This window comes from Bradyrhizobium paxllaeri (assembly GCF_001693515.2).
GTDB classification, from domain to species: domain Bacteria; phylum Pseudomonadota; class Alphaproteobacteria; order Rhizobiales; family Xanthobacteraceae; genus Bradyrhizobium; species Bradyrhizobium paxllaeri.
The window spans coordinates 2004947-2023393 of sequence record NZ_CP042968.1 but is presented as its reverse complement, the minus strand read 5'-3'; the positions used below and the strand labels follow the sequence as shown (position 1 = coordinate 2023393).

Annotated in this window: 20 protein-coding genes; 14 read left to right on the top strand and 6 right to left on the bottom strand. The window is 63.0% G+C overall.

The features are described 5' to 3' along the window. Positions 1-218: 218 nt before the first annotated feature. Genes LMTR21_RS09610 through LMTR21_RS09600 form a run of 3 tightly spaced genes read right to left on the bottom strand, consistent with a single transcriptional unit; the run spans position 219 to position 2804 of the window. Positions 219-1445: an allantoate amidohydrolase gene (locus LMTR21_RS09610; protein ID WP_065751301.1), complete on the bottom strand. Its 1227-nt coding sequence runs from the start codon at positions 1443-1445 to the stop codon at positions 219-221. Between the two features lie 4 nt (positions 1446-1449). Next, complete coding sequence (gene puuE, locus LMTR21_RS09605) at positions 1450-2388, bottom strand: allantoinase PuuE (RefSeq protein ID WP_065751210.1); 939 nt, start codon at positions 2386-2388, stop codon at positions 1450-1452. A 2-nt stretch (positions 2389-2390) separates the two neighbouring features. After that, positions 2391-2804 carry a DUF3830 family protein gene (locus LMTR21_RS09600; RefSeq protein ID WP_065751211.1) on the bottom strand — a complete coding sequence of 138 codons (414 nt, stop codon included), beginning with the start codon at positions 2802-2804 and terminating at the stop codon, positions 2391-2393. A gap of 178 nt (positions 2805-2982) precedes the next feature. Between LMTR21_RS09600 and LMTR21_RS09595 the strand changes: the two genes are divergently transcribed. After that, the gene (locus LMTR21_RS09595; protein WP_065751212.1) at positions 2983-3414 is read left to right on the top strand and encodes a DUF6841 family protein; all 432 of its coding nucleotides are present in this window, start codon (positions 2983-2985) and stop codon (positions 3412-3414) included. Between the two features lie 113 nt (positions 3415-3527). Here LMTR21_RS09595 and LMTR21_RS09590 read toward each other — a convergent pair whose 3' ends face one another. Then, the gene (locus LMTR21_RS09590; protein ID WP_065751213.1) at positions 3528-3779 is read right to left on the bottom strand and encodes a hypothetical protein; all 252 of its coding nucleotides are present in this window, start codon (positions 3777-3779) and stop codon (positions 3528-3530) included. A 179-nt stretch (positions 3780-3958) separates the two neighbouring features. On the opposite strand from LMTR21_RS09590, the gene LMTR21_RS09585 reads away from it, so the two are divergent. The 3 genes from LMTR21_RS09585 to LMTR21_RS09575 all read left to right on the top strand — a co-directional run bounded on the left by LMTR21_RS09585 (position 3959) and on the right by LMTR21_RS09575 (position 6701). Next, on the top strand, positions 3959-5032 hold the full coding sequence (locus LMTR21_RS09585; protein WP_065751214.1) for an LLM class flavin-dependent oxidoreductase: 1074 nt from the start codon (positions 3959-3961) through the stop codon (positions 5030-5032). 85 nt (positions 5033-5117) lie between these two features. Continuing rightward, complete coding sequence (locus LMTR21_RS09580) at positions 5118-6095, top strand: NADPH:quinone oxidoreductase family protein (RefSeq protein WP_065751215.1); 978 nt, start codon at positions 5118-5120, stop codon at positions 6093-6095. Positions 6096-6119: 24 nt separating this feature from the next. Next, a complete protein-coding gene (locus tag LMTR21_RS09575; protein WP_065751216.1) occupies positions 6120-6701 on the top strand; it encodes a DUF2889 domain-containing protein in 582 nt (193 codons plus the stop codon). Here the strand turns inward: LMTR21_RS09575 and LMTR21_RS09570 are convergent. After that, the gene (locus tag LMTR21_RS09570) at positions 6698-7324 is read right to left on the bottom strand and encodes a pyridoxamine 5'-phosphate oxidase family protein (RefSeq protein ID WP_065751217.1); all 627 of its coding nucleotides are present in this window, start codon (positions 7322-7324) and stop codon (positions 6698-6700) included. The two genes, LMTR21_RS09575 and LMTR21_RS09570, sit on opposite strands and share 4 nt — an antisense overlap. Before the next feature lie 208 nt (positions 7325-7532). On the opposite strand from LMTR21_RS09570, the gene LMTR21_RS09565 reads away from it, so the two are divergent. From LMTR21_RS09565 to LMTR21_RS09535, 7 genes are read left to right on the top strand one after another with little or no spacing between them, the layout of a single operon-like run. Further along, positions 7533-7832, top strand: a complete 300-nt coding sequence (locus tag LMTR21_RS09565) for a helix-turn-helix domain-containing protein (protein ID WP_065751218.1) — start codon at positions 7533-7535, stop codon at positions 7830-7832. Then, positions 7832-9844, top strand: coding sequence for a hydrogenase 4 subunit B (hyfB, locus tag LMTR21_RS09560; protein ID WP_065751219.1), 2013 nt, complete (start codon positions 7832-7834; stop codon positions 9842-9844). The genes LMTR21_RS09565 and hyfB overlap by 1 nt, the downstream gene beginning before the upstream one ends. Then, entirely contained in the window at positions 9835-10791 is a 957-nt protein-coding gene (locus LMTR21_RS09555; protein WP_065751220.1) for a respiratory chain complex I subunit 1 family protein, read from the top strand. Before hyfB ends, LMTR21_RS09555 begins: the two co-directional genes overlap by 10 nt. A 5-nt stretch (positions 10792-10796) precedes the next feature. Then, entirely contained in the window at positions 10797-11459 is a 663-nt protein-coding gene (locus LMTR21_RS09550; protein WP_065751302.1) for a hydrogenase-4 component E, read from the top strand. Beyond that, positions 11456-12907: a hydrogenase 4 subunit F gene (locus tag LMTR21_RS09545; RefSeq protein ID WP_065751221.1), complete on the top strand. Its 1452-nt coding sequence runs from the start codon at positions 11456-11458 to the stop codon at positions 12905-12907. Before LMTR21_RS09550 ends, LMTR21_RS09545 begins: the two co-directional genes overlap by 4 nt. A gap of 12 nt (positions 12908-12919) precedes the next feature. Beyond that, entirely contained in the window at positions 12920-14431 is a 1512-nt protein-coding gene (locus tag LMTR21_RS09540; protein ID WP_065751222.1) for a hydrogenase large subunit, read from the top strand. A gap of 12 nt (positions 14432-14443) precedes the next feature. Continuing rightward, entirely contained in the window at positions 14444-14977 is a 534-nt protein-coding gene (locus LMTR21_RS09535; RefSeq protein WP_065751223.1) for an NADH-quinone oxidoreductase subunit B family protein, read from the top strand. 6 nt (positions 14978-14983) lie between these two features. On the opposite strand, the gene LMTR21_RS09530 is transcribed toward LMTR21_RS09535, so the two are convergent. Beyond that, positions 14984-15310, bottom strand: coding sequence for a helix-turn-helix domain-containing protein (locus tag LMTR21_RS09530; RefSeq protein ID WP_065751224.1), 327 nt, complete (start codon positions 15308-15310; stop codon positions 14984-14986). 184 nt (positions 15311-15494) lie between these two features. Here LMTR21_RS09530 and LMTR21_RS09525 point away from each other — a divergent pair, with 184 nt between their 5' ends. The 3 genes from LMTR21_RS09525 to LMTR21_RS09515 all read left to right on the top strand — a co-directional run bounded on the left by LMTR21_RS09525 (position 15495) and on the right by LMTR21_RS09515 (position 18403). Further along, positions 15495-16241 carry a polyamine aminopropyltransferase gene (locus LMTR21_RS09525; RefSeq protein ID WP_141688144.1) on the top strand — a complete coding sequence of 249 codons (747 nt, stop codon included), beginning with the start codon at positions 15495-15497 and terminating at the stop codon, positions 16239-16241. Positions 16242-16580: 339 nt separating this feature from the next. Further along, a complete protein-coding gene (locus LMTR21_RS09520; protein ID WP_065751225.1) occupies positions 16581-17519 on the top strand; it encodes an ABC transporter permease in 939 nt (312 codons plus the stop codon). Then, entirely contained in the window at positions 17516-18403 is an 888-nt protein-coding gene (locus LMTR21_RS09515; RefSeq protein ID WP_084030453.1) for an ABC transporter permease, read from the top strand. Before LMTR21_RS09520 ends, LMTR21_RS09515 begins: the two co-directional genes overlap by 4 nt. Positions 18404-18447: the final 44 nt, after the last annotated feature.

Below are 18447 nucleotides of genomic sequence, written 5' to 3'. Positions count from 1 at the left end.
CCGTGGTTTCGATTACCACGGGTTGATGCTTCAGACATCGTCGATTCGTATTTCTGTCAGATGACCCATGATGTCATCGCATTGTCATAAAGCGGACGCGGCGGCCCGCAGGATGGGTAGAGCGCAACGAAACCCATCATGCTCGTCAAATGTATCTCGTCAGCAAGGTGATGGGTTTCGCTGCGCTCTACCCATCCTGCGATCAGGCGGCCCTGCCCTTATACCTTTGGCCTAAAATTCTCAACGAACCGCAGCAATACCCGCGCGCCCGCATCGGCGTCGGCGGGTTCGACATGCTCGGCCGGGTTATGGCTGATGCCGCCGCGGCAGCGCACGAAGAGCATGGCGACATCTGATATATCGATCATCGCCATGCCGTCATGCCCCGCCCCGCTCGGCAGTTCGAACGCGCCGAAACCTTCGGCCGCAACCGCTTCCGCCATTTGCGCTTTCAGCCAGGGCGCACAGGGAACGGTGCGGTTTTCGTGGGTGACATCGATCTGCAGCGACAGTTCACGGCGCTTTGTGATGGCCTCGATCTGCCGCACGATCTCGGCGACGGCCTGCTTGCGGTGTCGATCCGCCGGGGCGCGGATGTCGAGGGCGAAGGAGACGCGACCGGGGATCACGTTGGTGGCGCCCGGCATCGCATTGATGACACCGACGGTACCGACGAGACCTGTGCTATCCGCCTTGCAGAACTGCTCGACCGCAACGATGCATTCGGCCGCGCCGGCCAGCGCGTCGCGCCGCAGCGCCATCGGCACCGTGCCGGCATGGCCCGCCATGCCGGAGAGGTGCGCCGCTAGCCGCGTGGCGCCGGAGATCGCCGTCACCGCGCCTACCGGAAGGTTCTGTTGCTCGAGCACCGGTCCCTGCTCGATGTGCAATTCGGCATAGGCATGCAATTCGCTCCGCTTCCGTGCCGCGGCGCCGATACGGCCGGGGTCAAGGCCGAATTGCACCATCGCCTCGCGCATGGTGAGGCCGGTTGCATCGCGCGTGTCGAGAACGCTCTCCTCAAACGTTCCGGCGATGGCCCGGCTGCCGAGCAGCGTGGAGGTAAACCGCACGCCCTCCTCATCGGCAAAACCGACGACTTCGATCGCGAACGGCAGCCGCACACCGCGTCGGTTCAGATCGGCCACGCAGGCAATCGCAGTGATCACCCCGAGTGGCCCGTCCCATTTGCCGGCATCGCGCACGGTGTCGTAATGCGAGCCCAGCATCAGGCACGACAGCCCGGGGCGGTCACCTTCGTAGCGGCCGCAGACATTGCCGATGGCGTCGAGATGGGCCGCCATGCCGGCATCCCGCATCCACGACAGGATGAGATCGGCCGCGGTGCGATGTTCGGGCGAAAGGAATATCCGCGTCAGATTATCGCCGGCCTCCGAAATCGCCCCAAGCTGATTGATGCGGCTTACGAGTTCATCGCCGAGCATGGCTTCATCCAATATCGAAAGCGTCGTCGGCAAGATGGGCCAGATTGGCGTGCCAGTGCTGCGCGATCTGCAGTCGCGTCGGCACCCAGACGCGCTCGTGCTTTCCGATATAGTCGAGAAACCGCATCAGCGCCGCCGCGCGGCCAGGGCGGCCGACGACGCGGCAGTGCAGGCCGACCGACATCATCTTCGGCGCGGTTTCGCCTTCCGCATAAAGAACGTCAAAGCTGTCCTTGAGGTAGGTGAAGAATTCGTCGCCGCCGCCAAAGCCCTGCGCGTTGACAAAGCGCATATCGTTGGCATCGAGCGTATAGGGAATGACCAGATGCGGCTTCGAGCCGCGCGACTTGATCCAGTACGGCAGGTCGTCGGCATAGGAGTCGCAGAGGTAAAGCAGGCCGCCGGCTTCCATCAGAAGCCTTAAGGTGTTGATCGAGGAGCGGCCGGTGTACCAGCCCAGCGGGCGCGCGCCGGTCGCCTCGGTGTGGACGCGGATTGCAGCGGCGATCTCGGTCCGCTCCTCGCTCTCCGACATGTCCTTGTGCTCGATCCACCTAAGGCTATGGCTGGCGATATCCCAGCCCGCCTCCTTCATGGCGGCGACAATGTCCGGATTTCGCTTCAGCGCCTTGGCGACGCCGAACACGGTGGTCGGCAGATTGCGTTTGGTGAACGCCCGCCACAGCCGCCAGAAGCCGGCACGCGAGCCATATTCGAACATCGACTCGATGTTGGCGTGACGCTGTCCGGGCCAGGGCTGCGCACCCAGCACGTCGGACAAAAAGGCTTCCGAGGCGCGATCGCCGTCGAGAATATTGTTCTCGCCGCCCTCCTCGAAATTGACCACGAACTGGACAGCAACGCGCGCGTTGCCGGGCCACCTCGGATCGGGCGGGTTGCGACCGTAGCCGCGGAAGTCGCGCGGGTAGACCGGCGCGGCCATGATCAGACTTCCTCGAAGCGGATTTTCTGCGCGCCCTTCCACAGCACGGTCTTGCCGAACGCGGTCAGGTTTTCCAGCCCTGAGGTCAGGCTGATGAAGTGGTTGCCGGCGAGCTGGCCCATCTTGCTGGCGAAATGCACGCCGCCATAGGCCAGCAGGATTTCGGTCTCGCTGATGCCGCCGGGATAGAGAATGATCTGGCCGGGCGCGGGATAGCTGGTGTGGTTCTCGTAGGAGACGCCGAAATCAAGATCGCCGAGCGGCATCCAGACCCCCTCGCCGCTCCAGCGGACATGGATCGCCTGGCTCTCGAACGGCATCGCCTTGCGGAAGGCGGCGACCGTCTTCGGTGCCAGCTGCTCCTCGAAACGAGCCTCGAAGGTGAATTCACCGGCGCGGACAATCAGTTGGCTCATCGATCTCTTCTTCTGGATACAGGTAAAGGACGAAAGTTCAGCCGTATCCATTGCAGCCGGAACCAGCGGAAGCAAGGCCGATTCCGACCCCGTTCGGGGTTGAGTTGGAGCAGCATGGACCGAATTGCGGGAGAACGGCGTTGTTGGAGACGTAGATTTCAACCCGGGAAAACCACCCATGGAGAACGACGTAAGGAAGCTATTCGAGCGATATGAGAGCTTCTTCAAACGGTCCCTCGAGGGGAACCCGGATATGGATGAGGTCGCGTCGCTGTATGCCTCGGATTTCATCGCGGCCTCGCCTGCCGGGGTTATGACCGGGAAGAACGACGATCAGCTAAAGCAGGTCATGGCACAAGGATACGCGCACTATCGCGCGATCGGGACCAAAGGGATGCGTATCAGTCATATTCGTCTCTCACCGATCGATGAGCATCACTGCGTGGCCCACGTCTCCTGGACCGCGACTTATGCTCGCACCGATCAGAACGATACGATTATCGATTTCGATGTCCATTACCTGGTCCAGAAGCTGGATGGCGAGGCAAAGGTCTTCGGCTGGGTGTCCGGCGACGAGCAGGCGCTTCTGAAGCAGCACGGCATTGTCTAGAGCCTTTTCGGTTCTGATTGCCCCCATGTCGACGGCGCGAACCGTGATCCACCCGACCAGCGCGATGACGGCGACGATGAAGAAGTGGCGGAGCTGCTAGCGCAGCACGTCGTTCAGCCGCGCCCAGCGGCAGCACCAGCGCCACGGCCACCAGACACAGCGCCAGCCGAGCCGGTCCTGCGATCCGTTGCAAGAAGTAACTTCACCGCCGGCCAGCGCACTGAAACCACGCGCCTGATGATCCTGGCGACTATTCCGTAGACGAACAGTGCAATGAAAATAGCGCCGACGACCAAGCCGAGACCGATCGCCCATTGCGGCACCCAGCCAAATATCTGTTCGAATTTTGACAGAAGATCTTCCATGCAGGATTCCCCGCTGCGACGGCGTTCGGCCGCTAACGCATTGATTCGTGCATCGGTCCCGCATCTGACGCAGCGCAGCAATTCACTGCGCGCATCTCGCTATTCGACGGGTTTGCTTGCTTTCCCCTGGCCTTACGCGTTTCATTCGAAACAAGCATGAGGGAACCAAGGGCGCATCAATGCCAGCAAGAATCATCGGAATGATCGGCACCCAGCAGGAGGGCGTCGCGGTTCACCTGATCAAGGGACAGATATCGCGGCAATGGGTGATCGACTTCGCCCGTCTGCATGAGCAGTGGAACTATGATTCCGTGCTGGTTGGATATTATGCCTCGGCCGCCGAAGGTTTTGCGATTGCGCTCTACGCGGCCGATCACACCGAACGGATCAAGTTCCTGATCGCGCACCGGCCGGGCTCGGTGGCGCCGGCGCTGGCGGCGCGGCAGGTCGCAACCTTTGACCAGCTCACGCAGGGGCGGATGGCGTTGCACATCATCGCCGGCACCAGCGACGCGGACCAGGCCAGCGAAGGCGACTTCCTGGGGAAAAACGACCGCTACCGCCGCGCCGGCGAATATCTCGAAGTGATGCAAAAGCTCTGGACCAGCGACAGCCCGATCGACCACAAGGGCGAGTTCTACCGCGTCGAGGGCGGGTTCTCCGACATCAAGCCCCATCAGCAGCCCTATCCGCCCCTCTTCTTCGGCGGTTCATCCGGAGGCGCGCTGGAAATGGGCGCCAAACATTGCGACATGTTCGCGATCTTCGGCGAGCCGCTGAAGGAGACGCGCGAGCGGGTGCAGGATTTCCGCCGGCGCGCCGCCGCCTTCGGGCGCAGCGTCGGCTTCAACATGTCGCTGCGGCCGATCATGGCGGATACCGAAGGCGCGGCATGGGACAAGGCGAACGCGCTCCTGGCGGATGTCGAGCGCAAGACCGGCGCGGCGCCGCAGCCGACCAACCATTCCGCCGAACGCCTGCTCGGCTACGCCGCGCGCGGCGACGTGCATGACGAGCGGCTATGGATGGGCATTGCGCGCGCCACCGGGGCGCCGGGCAACACGTCCTGCCTGGTCGGAACGCCTGAGCAGATCGCCGCGGCGGTGCTGGAGTATTACCGGCTCGGCATTCATTCCTTCCTGCTGCGCGGTTTCGAGAATCCGCACGACACGATGGGGATCGGTCGCGACTTGATTCCGCTCATCAAACAAGGTGCGCTGGCGATCGACCGGCAGGCGGAAGCGGCCGAATAGAGTTCACGTCAGGAATCCGCAACCCACCTCAAGATGCCGGCGCAAGGCCTTGAGGTCGACCAGGAAAACGCATGAGAGATTTTGCATGAAGGCCGTCGTTGTCGACAACTACAATTCGATCGACGGTATTTCGATCAGGGAGATCGATATGCCCGGCCTCGCCGTGGGCGAAGTCCGCGTCAGGATCGGCGCCGCGGCGGTCGGCTTCGTCGATGGCTTGAAGGTGCAGGGTCTTTACCAGACCAAGGACCCACTGCCGTTCGTGCCGGGGACGGAGTTTGCCGGAACGGTCGAGGCCGTCGCCGACAATGTCAACGCCTTCAAGCCGGGCATGCCCGTGATCGGCATGACCCGTTCCGGCGCGCTCGCCGAATATATCTCGGTGCCGTCTGCCGCGCTCAAGCACCTGCCGCCGCAGGTGCCTTTCGAGGCCGGCGCGTCGTTTCAGGCCAATTACCTGACCGGGCTATACGCGCTGGAGGCCCGCGCCTCGCTTCAGGCCGGCGAGATTTTGCTGGTGCTGGGCGCGGCCGGCGGCGTCGGCATTGCCGCCGTTCAGATCGGCAAGCTGATGGGCGCGCGGGTGATCGCCGCCGCCTCGACGCCGGAAAAGCGCGACTTCGCGGTTAGCTTCGGCGCCGATCAGACCATCGACTACACCAAGGCAAACTGGCGCGACACGCTGAAGGAACTGGCCGGCGGCCATGGGCCTGACGTCATCTACGATCCGGTCGGCGGCGAAGTATCGCTGCAGGCGTTTCGCTCGATTGCCTGGCGCGGACGGCATCTCGTGGTCGGGTTCGCCTCGGGCACTATTCCCGCGCTGGCGTTCAACCTGCCGCTGCTCAAGGGCGGCGCCCTGCTCGGCGTCGATCTGGCGCAAATCCAGAAGCGCGAGCCGGAGACGCACACGCGCCTGATGGCGCAATTGTTCGACTGGCTGGCATCGGGCAAATTGCAGCCCGTGGTCGGCAAGATCGTGCCGTTCGAGAATTTCCGCGAGGCATTCAAGACCATGCAGTCGCGATCGGCGCTGGGCAAGATGATCATCAAATTAGGCTGAGCGACGCGTCGAGGATATGGGCTGATGTCTCTGGAAAATGCCAACAAATCGCGCCGCCTGATGCACACGCGATCGGTCGAGTGCGAAGGCTTTCTGCGCGACGACGGGCTCTGGGAAGTCGAAGCCTGGCTGCGGGACACAAAGCCCTTCACCCAGCGCGCCGATCGGTTTCGCGAGGAATTGAAGCCGGGCGATCCCGTGCATGACATCGGGCTTCGGCTCGCCATCGACGAAGGCATGATCATTCGCGAGGCTGAGACGATGATGCGCGCCACGCCCTACCCGACCTGCATCGAGGTCGAGCCGATCCTGCAGCGACTGGTCGGCGAGCGCATCGGCCCGGGCTGGCGCGAAACGGTGCGGCGCAAGATCGGCCGTCTGGAGACCTGCACGCATCTGATGGAATTGCTCGGCCCCGCCGTGACCACGCTGTACCAGACCATGTCCTACGGCAGGAAGCCGGACGGTCGCGACACGCTGGAGAACCAGCAGAACTCCGGCGAGCGGCCGTTCTTCATCGGCGGCTGCCATTCCTGGCGCACCGACGGACCCGTCGTCGCCGCGATGTTCCCGCAGTTCGCGACCGGGCCGGCGCCGAAGGATTAAGCCGGCCCCTCATCCGCCTTGACAGCCGCCGCATGCGGATCGCCCGCGGGCAGAATGTCCCTGATGTAATCGCGCTGCTTCCATTCCGGCGACGGCGGAGTGCCCTGCCCTTCGCGGGGAACGTAAGGCGACGATGTGGCTCCGGCCAGATCGGGTACATAGCGTGGACAGTTCGGATAGATTTCGCACTCGATCCGCACCACCACTTTCGCTCCGAAATGCCGGCCCTTCGCCTCGGCGTCATCAAGGATCGAGGCGCGGCCGTTGATCCGCATCCTTCTGCTCTTGCCGTCGAAACGCACGAACAAGAGGCCAACATTCGGATTTCGCGAGATGTTGCCGAGCGTGCGGTACATCGAGTTGCCGTCATATTCAGGGTACTCGATAATGTTCGGACCGGCGACCTTCACAAAGCCGGGATCGCCGGACTTGACGCTGCAGTCGACATAATCGTTCCAGGACGTGCCGATAAAGAAGAACGGCGACGTCTCAATCATCTCCCTCTCGTCATCCCAGAATTCGTAATGCTTGCGGTGCCGCTCGATTGCTTCCGCGACGCGCCGTCCATCGAACCGGTCCTGCAGTTCGCTCAAGCCCTCGTGGTAAAATGGCCGCTGCCACATCGGTTCAGCTCCCCTGATTTTCGTTGAACTGTAATGCCGATCCAGCGGGGCGGCCACAACGTGCTGCCCCCGGGGGCGCGCCTGCTTCTTCGGAAGCATCCCTTAGAATAGATATCTGAGATATCACTTATTGACATAAGAACATCAATACTTAGGATGCAGGAATGACGTTTAATATTGGCTCAGGCGTCGCCGGCGGGGCAGACTGATGATCACTGCAGCTCAATTGCGGGCTGCCAGGGTGCTTCTCGGCATCGATCAGCGCCGGCTCGCGGAACTATCGGGGCTTTCGGTGCCGACCATCCAACGCATGGAAGCGAGTGAGACCATGGTTCGGGGCAACGTCGATTCGCTGGTGAAGCTGATCACCGCGCTTGACGATGCCGGCATCGAATTGATCGACGATGGGGCGACCAGCGACGGCGGCGGGCGCGGCGTGCGGCTGAAGGCCGGTTCCGGAGATCGCGCGGAAGACAAGAGTTTGAGCGGAGCGAGGACGCGTAAGTAATGTCGGCCGTCGCCCTGCAAATGATCTGTGTCGCCGCATTGCTCGGACTGGCCGTGCTGGCGATCGCTATCAGCCGGTCGAAGATCTCCACAGCCGTTATCTACGGCGCGACGCTGGCCGTATCGGCGATTGCAGTGGCCGGCGCATTGCGCGGCCTGCTCGGCGGCGCCGGTGCCAGCACACTCACCTTGCCGGTGGGATTGCCGTGGCTCGGCGCGCATTTCCGCCTCGACGCACTGGCCGCGTTCTTTCTCGTCGTCGTCAATCTGGGCGGGGCGTCGGCAAGCCTGTACGGCCTCGGCTACGGCCATCACGATCCCGCGCCGCACCGCGTATTGCCATTCTTCCCGGCCTTTCTCGCCGGTATGCACCTCGTGGTGCTTGCGGACGACGCCTTCTCCTACCTGCTGTGCTGGGAGTTCATGTCGCTGGCGTCGTGGGCGCTGGTCATGGCGCATCATCGCGAGCCGGGCAATGCCAGGGCCGGGTACGTCTATCTCGTGATGGCCAGCTTCGGTACGCTCGCGCTGCTGCTCGCCTTCGGCCTGCTGGCAGGGCCGGCGGGAGATTACGGATTTGCCGCCATTCGCGCCGCGCAGCACACGCCCTATGCCGCGACGCTGGTACTGGTACTGATGCTGCTCGGCGCCGGCTCCAAGGCCGGCCTGGTGCCGTTGCATGTCTGGCTGCCGCTCGCCCATCCCGCGGCTCCGAGCCACGTATCTGCGCTGATGAGCGGCGTCATGACCAAAGTCGCGATCTACGGCTTCATTCGCGTCATGTTCGATTTGCTGGGACAACCGGGCTGGCCGGCCGGCGCGGTCGTGCTGTTCCTCGGCAGCATCACCGCCGTCATGGGAATTCTTTACGCCATGATGGAGAAGGACCTGAAGCGCCTCCTGGCCTACAGCACGATCGAGAATATCGGCATCGTGTTCGTCAGCCTCGGCCTCGCCATGGCATTCCAGGCCAACGGACTGAAGGCGGCGGCCGCGCTCGCCTTCACGGCGGCGTTGCTTCACGCACTCAATCACTCCTTCTTCAAGAGCTTGCTGTTCTTCGGCGCTGGCGCCGTTCTGAACGCGACCGGCGAGCGCAATATGGACAAGCTTGGCGGCCTCATCCACCGCATGCCGTTTACGAGCTTCGCCGTTCTCGTCGGCTGCGTCGCGATCTCCGCGCTGCCGCCGTTCAACGGATTCGTGTCGGAGTGGCTGATTTTCCAGGCAGTGTTGCAAAGTCCGGAACTGCCGCAGTGGACGCTCAAGATCATGGTGCCCGCGGTCGGCGCGATGCTCGCTCTCGCTGCCGCACTGGCCGCGGCCTGTTTCGTCAAGACCTATGGCGTGACGTTCCTCGGCCGGCCGCGGAGTACGGCGGCCGAGGAGGCGCATGAAGTCGATCGCTTCTCGCTGGTGGCCATGTTCATCCTTGCCGCGCTCTGCCTGCTGGCCGGAATCCTGCCGGGGCTGGCGATCGACGCCCTTGCGCCGGTCGCGACGCAGATTCTCGGTGGCCGCATGCCGGCCCAGGCCGTTCAGCCCTGGCTCTCGATCGTGCCGATTGCGGAGAGCCGCAGCTCCTACAATGGATTGCTGGTGATGGTGTTCATCACGGCGTCCTCATCACTTGCCGTCTACGTTATTCATCGCTTCGCTTCGCACGCCCTTCGGCGGGGACCGGCCTGGGGATGCGGCTTCACCGACGCGACGCCCGCCGCGCAATATTCAAGCGTGAGCTTTGCGCAACCGATCCGCCGCGTGTTCGGCACACTGGTGTTCCACGCCCGCGATCACGTCACGATGCCGCCACCGGGTGACCTCCGGCCGGCGCGGCTCAGGATCGAATTGCACGACCTGGTATGGAGCAGAATGTATGCACCGATTGCGGATGCCGTCGGCTTCTTGTCGATGCGGCTCAATCGTCTGCAATTCCTGACCATCCGGCGATATCTCAGCCTGGTCTTTGCCACCCTCGTCACGCTGCTGCTGGTGCTTGCGATATGGACGTGATCTCGGACATCATCGTGCAAGGCGTGCAGATGCTGCTCGTGCTGCTGCTCGCCCCGCTGTTGACCGGCTACGTGCGCAAGGTCAAGGCTCGGCTGCTGCGCCGCCAGGGCGCCTCCGTCTTTCAGCCCTATCGCGATCTCCTGCGGCTCTTGCGCAAGGAAGTGGTGCTGGCCGACAACGCCTCATGGCTGTTCCGCGTGACACCCTACATCACTTTCGCGGCCGTCTGGGTTGCCGCCGCCCTGGTACCGACCTTCGCGACCGGGCTGTTGTTCAACTGGACGGCGGACCTGATCGCTATCGTCGCGCTCTTGGGAAGCGCGCGCTTCTTCCTTGCGCTCGCGGGGATGGACGTCGGCACCAGCTTCGGCGGCATCGGCTCCAGCCGCGAAGTGATGATTGCGACGCTTGCCGAGCCCGCAATGCTGCTGATCGTATTCTGTCTGGCCCTGGTCGCCGGCTCGACGCAGCTCTCGACCGTCTCGCACTTCCTGGCATCATCCTATGTCGGATTGCGCGTATCGCTCGGCATGGCGCTGGTCGCACTCTTCATGGTGGCAATCGCAGAGAACGCGCGCATCCCGGTCGATAACCCGGCGACGCACCTCGAACTCACCATGGTGCACGAGGCGATGATCCTGGAATATTCCGGACGTCATCTCGCGATGATCGAGTTCGGCGCCTACCTCAAGCTGCTCCTCTACGTCTCGCTGATTGCCTGCGTATTTTTCCCCTGGCAGATCGCGCTGTACGGCACCGGTGCCTTGTCTTACGCGATCGGCGCCGGCGCCTACATCGTCAAGCTTGCGCTGGCCGGCTTCCTGCTCGCGCTGTTCGAGACCGCTACCGCGAAGATGCGGGTGTTTCGCGTCCCGCAGTTTCTCGGCGCGGCGTTCATGCTGGGCCTGCTCGGCACCCTGCTGCTGTTCGTCTCAAGGAGCTTCTGATGCAGATGCACAGCCTGGCCTTCGACGTTTCGCACACGCTGGCCGGCGGGCTGGTGCTCATCAGCCTGATGATGCTGTATCAGGACCGTCTCTATTCGCTGCTCAATGTATTCGCGCTCCACGCTTTGGTGCTGTCGCTCTCGGTCGCCTGGCAGGCTTTCATCCAGGATGCACCCCATCTCTACGTCACCGCCGTCATCGCGCTGGTGTTCAAGGCGATCATCATTCCGGTGGCGCTGCATCGCATCATCAAGCAGCTCGGAATTCACCGCGACATCGAATCTGCGGTCGGAATCGGACCGACCATGCTGGCCGGGATGGGGCTCGTCGCGCTCTCCCTGGTCCTGATGTTGCGGGTGACGGGCGACGCCGACCCGCTGGCGCGTGAGGATCTCGCCTTTGCGCTGTCGGTGGTGCTGCTCGGACTTCTGGTCATGGTGACGCGCCGCAACGCGGTGAGCCAAGTCGTCGGTTTCATGTCGCTCGAGAACGGACTGGTGCTGGCGGCGACCGGCGCCAAGGGCATGCCGCTGGTCGTCGAAATCAGCGTCGCCTTCTCGATTCTGATCGCGTTCATCGTCATCGGCATCTTCCTGTTCCGAATCCGCGAACGTTTCGATTCAGTGGACGTCTCCGCGCTCGACGATTTCCGGGGCGAACGCCGATGATCCCTTCTCTCTTCGATCCCGTCACCGCCGTCCTGTTGATCCCGATCTGCTCGGCGGCGCTGCTGGCGGCCTTGCCCGGCTACCGGTTGACGGCGCGGCTCAACGTCGTTGCAAGCCTGGCGACATTCCTGGCAGCGCTCTCCCTGTTCGTGGTCGAACGTCCCTCTCCCGGATCGTACGTACTGATCGACGATCTGAACATCGTCTTCATCGTGCTCAATACCTTCGTCGGGTTCACCACCAGCATCTTCAGCGCGAGCTATATCGCGCATGAACTCGAAACCGGCCGGCTGACATCGGCATACCTGCGGTTCTATCATGCCATGTATCAGATCATGATGTTCGGCATGAACCTCGCGTTCGTGTCGAACAATATCGGCCTGATGTGGGTGGCGGTCGAACTCGCGACGCTGACAACGGTGCTGATGGTCGGCATCTACCGCACCCATGCCGCGCTCGAAGCCGCCTGGAAGTATTTCATCCTGGGCAGCGTCGGAATTGCGCTCGCTTTGTTCGGTACGATCCTGATCTATATGGCGGCCCGCCCCGTCATGGGTGAAGGCCATGACGGCATGGTCTGGACGCTGCTGGTCGAGCGCGCCGCGAATTTCGACGCTGCACTGCTCAACGTCGCCTTCGTATTCCTGTTTCTCGGTTACGGCACCAAGGTCGGTCTCGCGCCGCTGCATGCCTGGTTACCTGATGCGCATGCCGAAGGTCCGACGCCGATATCAGCCGTGCTGTCGGGCCTGTTGCTGAACGTCGCCCTCTACGCGCTGCTGCGCTTCAAGATATTGGTCGCGGCCAACCCGGCCTCGATCGCGCCCGGTCCGCTGATGGTGACGGTGGGCCTCGTCTCGTTGATCTTCGCGGCCTTCATGCTGTACCGGCGCCGCGACATCAAGCGGCTGTTCGCCTATTCATCGATCGAGCACATGGGCATTATCGTGTTCGCGTTTGGGATGGGCGGTCCACTCGCCAATTTCGCCGGGCTGCTGCACATGGTGATGCACAGCCTGACCAAGTCGGCGATCTTCTATGCCGTCGGACACATTTCGCAAATCAAGGGCACCCAGCGGATCTCGCGGATCCGCGGCCTGACCGTGACGCATCCGGCGCTCGGCTGGGGGCTGGTGGTGGGCGTCGTTGCGATCGCCGGGCTGCCGCCCCTCGGAATCTTCATGAGCGAATTCCTCGTTGTGAGTTCGACCTTCGCAAGGCAGCCGTTGCTTGCGATCGCACTGGTATTCGGCCTGCTGCTGGCTTTCGGCGCGCTGACGTTGCGCCTGACCAGCGTCGCCTTCGGCGAGCCGCGTGGCAGTACGGCCCCGGCCGACGCCTCGTACATTCCGATGTTTGCGCATCTCGCACTGGTATTGGGCGCAGGGATTTACCTTCCCGCTCCGCTGGTGGCCTGGTTCCAGCACGTGGCCCAGCTCCTTGGATAGGAATGAATTGACATGCCATCGCTGATCGATCTGACGCTGGAGGGTCGCAGGGTCGCGCAATATGGCCCGTGGCCACGCGTGGTGGTCGATGCTTCGGTATGGACATTTGCGGCGAGCGAACTGGCGCACGGGCGCTGGAGCCTGCTCGGCCTCTGGGGCGAGCCCGCAACGGTGCACATGGCGATCATGGATGGCCAGACCGCAGAGATCGCGGTCATCAGCCTGGATTGCCCCGACCGCCAATTTCCTTCCGTCGGTAAGCATCATCCGCCGGCACTGCGGCTGGAACGCACCATCAACGATCTCTTTGGACTGTCCGCCCAGGGCTCGCCCGATGCCCGCCCCTGGCTCGACCACAACCGCTGGGGCGTGCGTTTCCCATTAGGAGATCGCATCGACGCATTGCCGACGGCCAAGCCCTACCGTTTCCTCGCCGCGGAAGGCGACGGCCTGCACCAGATTGCGGTTGGCCCGGTACATGCGGGAATCATCGAGCCCGGACATTTCCGCTTTACCGCCAGCGGCGAGACCGTGGTTCGGCTGGAACAAAGGTTGGGGTATGTGCACAAGGGCATCGATGGCCTGATGGCCGGCGCCAGCCTCGAACGCGGCGCTCAACTCGCCGGCCGCGTGTCGGGCGACAGCACGGTGGCTTATGCTTATGCGTTTTCTCGCGCGGCCGAAATCGCGCTCGATCTCGCCGTGCCGAACCGAGCCGTCTTCCTGCGCGCGTTGCTGGCAGAACTCGAGCGGCTCGCCAATCACCTCGGCGACATTGGCGCCATTTGCAACGATGCGTCCTTCGCTCTGATGCACGCGCATTGCGGCATATTGCGCGAGAGCGTGCTGCGCGCATCAGGCTCAGCCTTCGGCCATCGCCTGATGCGCGGCATCATCGTGCCCGGCGGTATCAGCCGCGACATCGCCGATGGAGGGGCGGAAACGATCCGGGCCACGCTGGACAATATTCGCCTGCGCTTTCCAGCGCTTGTCGAACTCTATGACAACACAGCTTCGCTGCAGGATCGTACCGTCGATACCGGAACGCTGAAGCCGCCGCTTGCCCGACAATACGCCGCCGGCGGCTATGTCGGCCGTGCCTCGGGCCGCTCGTTCGACGCGCGCCGGACGCTGGCCTATCCGCCCTATGACAGCCTGCGTTTCGACGTGCCTGTTCTCAACGAGGGCGACGTCAATGCGCGCGTCTGGATCAGGGTGCGCGAAGTCGAGCAAAGTCTGTCGCTGATCGATCAGATCCTGAGCCGGCTTCCCGAAGGCCCGATATCCGAGGACGTCCCGCTTGGAGGGGAAGTGCGGGAGGGCATGGCAATCGTGGAGGGATTCCGCGGCGACGTCCTGATCTGGCTGCGCCTGCGCAATGGCCTGGTCGAACGGTGCCATATGCGCGATCCGTCCTGGTTTCAATGGCCGCTGCTGGAAGCCGTGATCGAGAACAACATCGTCGCGGATTTTCCACTCTGCAACAAATCATTCAACTGTTCCTATTCGGGCCACGATCTGTAACGGAGTCCCGCAATGCGCAAGCTGCTTTTCGAAAGCGTGTTTCGCCGGCCACTCACCGATCGGGCGCCATCGCCCGATGACGCCGCCGTGACGGAGCTTGCAACCGCGCTCGGTCAGGCCGCGCGGCGACGACTCGGCCGGAGCCTGTCGATCCGCGAAGTCGATGCCGGATCCTGCAACGGATGCGAGCTGGAAATTCATGCGCTCAACAACGCCTATTACGACGTCGAGCGGTTCGGCCTGCGGTTCGTCGCCTCACCGCGCCATGCCGATGTCCTGATGGTGACGGGTCCGGTGACGAAAAACATGCGCGAGGCGCTCGAACGCACCTATCACGCGACGCCGAATCCGAAATGGGTTGTCGCGGTCGGAGATTGCGCGCGGAACGGAGGATGTTTTGCCGGCAGCTACGCGGTCGTCGGCGGCGTCTCCGAGGTCGTCCCGGTCGATTTGCACATTCCCGGCTGCCCGCCTGCTCCCACAGCCATGCTGCAGGGATTGCTGGCGCTGCTCGAACGCGCGGATGCGGGAGCCGTTACCTCGTGAGAAACACTATCTGACCCGCTCCAGCACCCTCTTCGGTTGGCGGGAGGTCTTGCTCTTGGTCTTGAGATTTGTTTTGGGATTTGTGACATGTTCGCGAAGGCGCACCCCTCGCCCGCCTGTCACGCTCGCGGCGCCCGGATTGATCAACTCGATCCCGGCGCTCTCGAGCGCGGAAACCAGTTTCATCAGGGAATCGACGTTGGCGCGGATCACACCGTCGCTCGCTTCCATGCGCTGGATCGTCGGCACCGAAAGATCGGCCAGCTCGGCCATTTGCCGCTGATCGATACTCAGAAGCGCGCGCGCGGCCCTGAGTTGATTGGCGGTAATCATGGGGGCGGTTCCTCCCGGTCCGGAGGAATATATTTATCCCATCTAAAATACTGCCTCAAGCATCAATTTAGAGGTTCAGCATATCAAGCCGAAGGCTAGCGCGACCTCTCTGTATGATTGGAATCCGATTCATAACATGATAAACGATGTATCAAACATCCTATTTAATGCGTGGTGACATCAGGTGCGGTTGCTGGGGCGCTATCAGGGCAGGAACGGCGCAATCGAGATCGTCGAATGCTCCGCGGATGGAACGCGGATCTATTTCGAGGAAGGCATCAGGCAGAGTCAGGCCACACCCGACGGCGAGAGCGTCTTCAGCTACGTCAGGCTCATGGACGAGCTGCTGTATCGCGCGACGAATATTCTGGTCCTGGGATGCGGCGGCGGAAATCTCGCCACCAGGCTCGCGCGTCTCGGAAAAAAGCTGACCATCGTCGACAACAATCCGATCAGCTTTGTGATCGCTCAGAGATATTTTGGGCTGCCGGACGGGTTGCCGTTGATGGTCTCCGATTTCCGGAACTTCGTTCACGATGACGATCTGCTTTACGACGGGATCGCCATCGATGTCGGGGGGCCGGATTTCCGCTTTGATGATGAATTCGATATCGAGACCTGCGATGCCATCCGTGCGCGGCTGGCGCCCGGCGGCCGCATCGTCATGAACGTGTTGGTCGCGAACGACATCGACCCGCTACCCGATCGCATCGCCGCGCGGCTTGCCGGTGACCGGCTGGGAACATGGATCATCGACGAGCAGGGCGTCCAGGATCGAAATGCGATCATTGCATGCGTGCCGGAAAAGCAGTTGAATCCACGGCCGGCGCTCGCCGAAGTGATGCAAAACAGCCTTGAGCGATGGTCGATCCGGCGAGGCCGATTGCGCGGTCGCGACCTTGGCGCGATGTATTCCACCGCAGACAGGTAACCAGCCGCGCGGCGCGCGTCATGTTTCTGTTGCGCGATCCGCGCAAGTTCCGGCGAATGGCGTCGCAACCTTTTGGATTAGCGCCTGGACACAAAACTGTTTGCCAAAATTTCGCGAGACGGACTTCTTGCATTGCAAGAAGTCATTGCCGCCAGCGCAAAAGGACGCAGCCGGATCGAATTGTCAGATTGGGCGTGACGCCACGGCAGACAGGTGTCACTATCGAGCGATAAACAAATGTCGCGCACGTCGGACGAAGCGCGGCTGCCAAGGGGGAAACGAAAGCGTCGACGTGGACGCATGCGCTCCTTTTTGGCCTAACCGGTCCGCTGGCGTCGCATGGGACAACAGATTGTCCATCGTCTGCTGATTTCGTTCCCCGCCTTGCTCGGGGTTCTCTTCCTCTGCTTTTGCCTGTTGCAGGTCGCGCCCGCCGATCCCGCGATGATCATCGCCGGGCCTGACGCGAAGGCCGAGACCATCGCGGCGATCCGCCAGGAGCTCGGCCTCGACCGATCGATCCCGGTTCAGTTCTTCGAATACATCTTGCGTGTGCTGCGCGGCGATCTCGGCCGCTCCATCATCTCCAACCGGATGGTGAGCGAGGAACTGGCGATGACGATCGGGCCCACCATCGAGCTGATGCTGGGCGGCATGCTGATCGCGGTGCCGACCGGGCTCGCGCTCGGGACGCTTGCCGCCGTCAACCGCGGCCGTCTCACCGATCGCGTCATCATGGCGTGCTCCGTGGCGGGCGTGTCGATGCCGGTGTTCTTCATCGGCCTGATCCTGATCCAGTTCGTCGGATTCAAATGGGCGCTGCTGCCGTTCACCGGCCGCACCGGGCCGGTGTGGGACGGCGGATTGCCGAGCCTGATCCTCCCGGCGCTAACGCTCGGCGCGGTGCTGATCGGCCCGATCGCGCGGCTGACGCGCACCGCCGTGCTCGAAGTGCTCGGCGCCGATTTCGTCCGCACGGCGCGCGCCAAGGGATTGCGTGAGCGGGTGGTGATCATTCATCACGCGCTGCGCAACGCCATGATCCCCGTCGTCACTTTGATCGGCCTGCAGGCGGCGTTCCTGCTCGGCGGCGCGGTGGTCACGGAAACCATGTTCTCGTGGCCCGGCGTCGGCCGGCTCGCGGTCGGCGCCATCGTCTCCAGCGATTTTCCGACCGCGCAAGGCGCGATCATGATCCTCGCCATCGCCTTCCTGTCGATCAATCTTCTGGTCGATGTGCTCTATGTCTATCTCGATCCGAGGGTGCAGCGAAGATGAGCGCCGAGGCCCTCGATACCGGCTTTGCCCGGGAGAGCGAAACTGGCGTATTCGCCCGCGCCGGAGTGTTGCGCCGGCTGGCGCGCGACCGCGTGGCTGCGCTCGCCGGCCTGGTGCTCTCGGCCATCGTGCTGGCGGCGCTGTTTGCGCCGTGGATCGCGCCCTACGATCCCTATTTCACCGACCTCACCAAGGTCATGCAGTCGCCCGACGCCAGCCACTGGTTCGGCACCGACAATACCGGCCGCGACATTTTCAGCCGCGTGCTCTACGGCACGCGCAACACGCTGATGCTCGGGCTGGTCGGCGTGATCGTCGGCGGCTTCATCGGCGGGCTTCTCGGCATCCTCGCTGCCTATTACCGGCGGCTGGACGGCTGGATCATGCGGCTGGTCGACGTGATGCTCGCCTTCCCCGCGATCCTGATCGGGCTCGCGGTAGCGGCAATCTTCGGCGCCGGGCTGACCGCGGTGGTGATCGCGCTCGTCGTCGCCACCGTGCCCGATGTCGCCCGCGTGGCGCGGGGTGCGGCGATCGGCGTGATGGGCCAGGAATTCATGGAGGCCGGCCGCGCCGTCGGCGTCTCCGACCGCGAGCTGATCTGGCGCTACCTGACGCTCAACTGCATTTCGACGATCTTCGTGTTCCTCACCCTGCGCTTCGGCCAGATCATCCTGATCGGCGCGGCACTCGGCTTTCTCGGCATGGGTGCGCAACCGCCGACCGCCGAACTCGGCATGATGGCGGCGCAAGGCCGCGACTTCCTGTTCATGGCGCCGCATATCGCGACGATCCCGAGCTGTGCCATCTTCGTGATCGTGCTGGCCGCCAACCTTCTGGGCGACGCATTCCGCGACGTCCTCGATCCGAGGCTGCAGACATGATCAGATTCGCACTGGGAATGTCCTTGGCACTGTGCGTTACGGGC

Excerpts from the sequence above, each read along its gene's own strand:
- LMTR21_RS09610 (WP_065751301.1), bottom strand. The coding sequence starts at position 1,445 with ATGCTCGGCGATGAACTCGTAAGCCGCATCAATCAGCTTGGGGCGATT.
- puuE (WP_065751210.1), bottom strand. The coding sequence starts at position 2,388 with ATGGCCGCGCCGGTCTACCCGCGCGACTTCCGCGGCTACGGTCGCAAC.
- LMTR21_RS09600 (WP_065751211.1), bottom strand. The coding sequence starts at position 2,804 with ATGAGCCAACTGATTGTCCGCGCCGGTGAATTCACCTTCGAGGCTCGT.
- LMTR21_RS09595 (WP_065751212.1), top strand. The coding sequence starts at position 2,983 with ATGGAGAACGACGTAAGGAAGCTATTCGAGCGATATGAGAGCTTCTTC.
- LMTR21_RS09590 (WP_065751213.1), bottom strand. The coding sequence starts at position 3,779 with ATGGAAGATCTTCTGTCAAAATTCGAACAGATATTTGGCTGGGTGCCG.
- LMTR21_RS09585 (WP_065751214.1), top strand. The coding sequence starts at position 3,959 with ATGCCAGCAAGAATCATCGGAATGATCGGCACCCAGCAGGAGGGCGTC.
- LMTR21_RS09580 (WP_065751215.1), top strand. The coding sequence starts at position 5,118 with ATGAAGGCCGTCGTTGTCGACAACTACAATTCGATCGACGGTATTTCG.
- LMTR21_RS09575 (WP_065751216.1), top strand. The coding sequence starts at position 6,120 with ATGTCTCTGGAAAATGCCAACAAATCGCGCCGCCTGATGCACACGCGA.
- LMTR21_RS09570 (WP_065751217.1), bottom strand. The coding sequence starts at position 7,324 with ATGTGGCAGCGGCCATTTTACCACGAGGGCTTGAGCGAACTGCAGGAC.
- LMTR21_RS09565 (WP_065751218.1), top strand. The coding sequence starts at position 7,533 with ATGATCACTGCAGCTCAATTGCGGGCTGCCAGGGTGCTTCTCGGCATC.
- hyfB (WP_065751219.1), top strand. The coding sequence starts at position 7,832 with ATGTCGGCCGTCGCCCTGCAAATGATCTGTGTCGCCGCATTGCTCGGA.
- LMTR21_RS09555 (WP_065751220.1), top strand. The coding sequence starts at position 9,835 with ATGGACGTGATCTCGGACATCATCGTGCAAGGCGTGCAGATGCTGCTC.
- LMTR21_RS09550 (WP_065751302.1), top strand. The coding sequence starts at position 10,797 with ATGCACAGCCTGGCCTTCGACGTTTCGCACACGCTGGCCGGCGGGCTG.
- LMTR21_RS09545 (WP_065751221.1), top strand. The coding sequence starts at position 11,456 with ATGATCCCTTCTCTCTTCGATCCCGTCACCGCCGTCCTGTTGATCCCG.
- LMTR21_RS09540 (WP_065751222.1), top strand. The coding sequence starts at position 12,920 with ATGCCATCGCTGATCGATCTGACGCTGGAGGGTCGCAGGGTCGCGCAA.
- LMTR21_RS09535 (WP_065751223.1), top strand. The coding sequence starts at position 14,444 with ATGCGCAAGCTGCTTTTCGAAAGCGTGTTTCGCCGGCCACTCACCGAT.
- LMTR21_RS09530 (WP_065751224.1), bottom strand. The coding sequence starts at position 15,310 with ATGATTACCGCCAATCAACTCAGGGCCGCGCGCGCGCTTCTGAGTATC.
- LMTR21_RS09520 (WP_065751225.1), top strand. The coding sequence starts at position 16,581 with ATGGGACAACAGATTGTCCATCGTCTGCTGATTTCGTTCCCCGCCTTG.
- LMTR21_RS09515 (WP_084030453.1), top strand. The coding sequence starts at position 17,516 with ATGAGCGCCGAGGCCCTCGATACCGGCTTTGCCCGGGAGAGCGAAACT.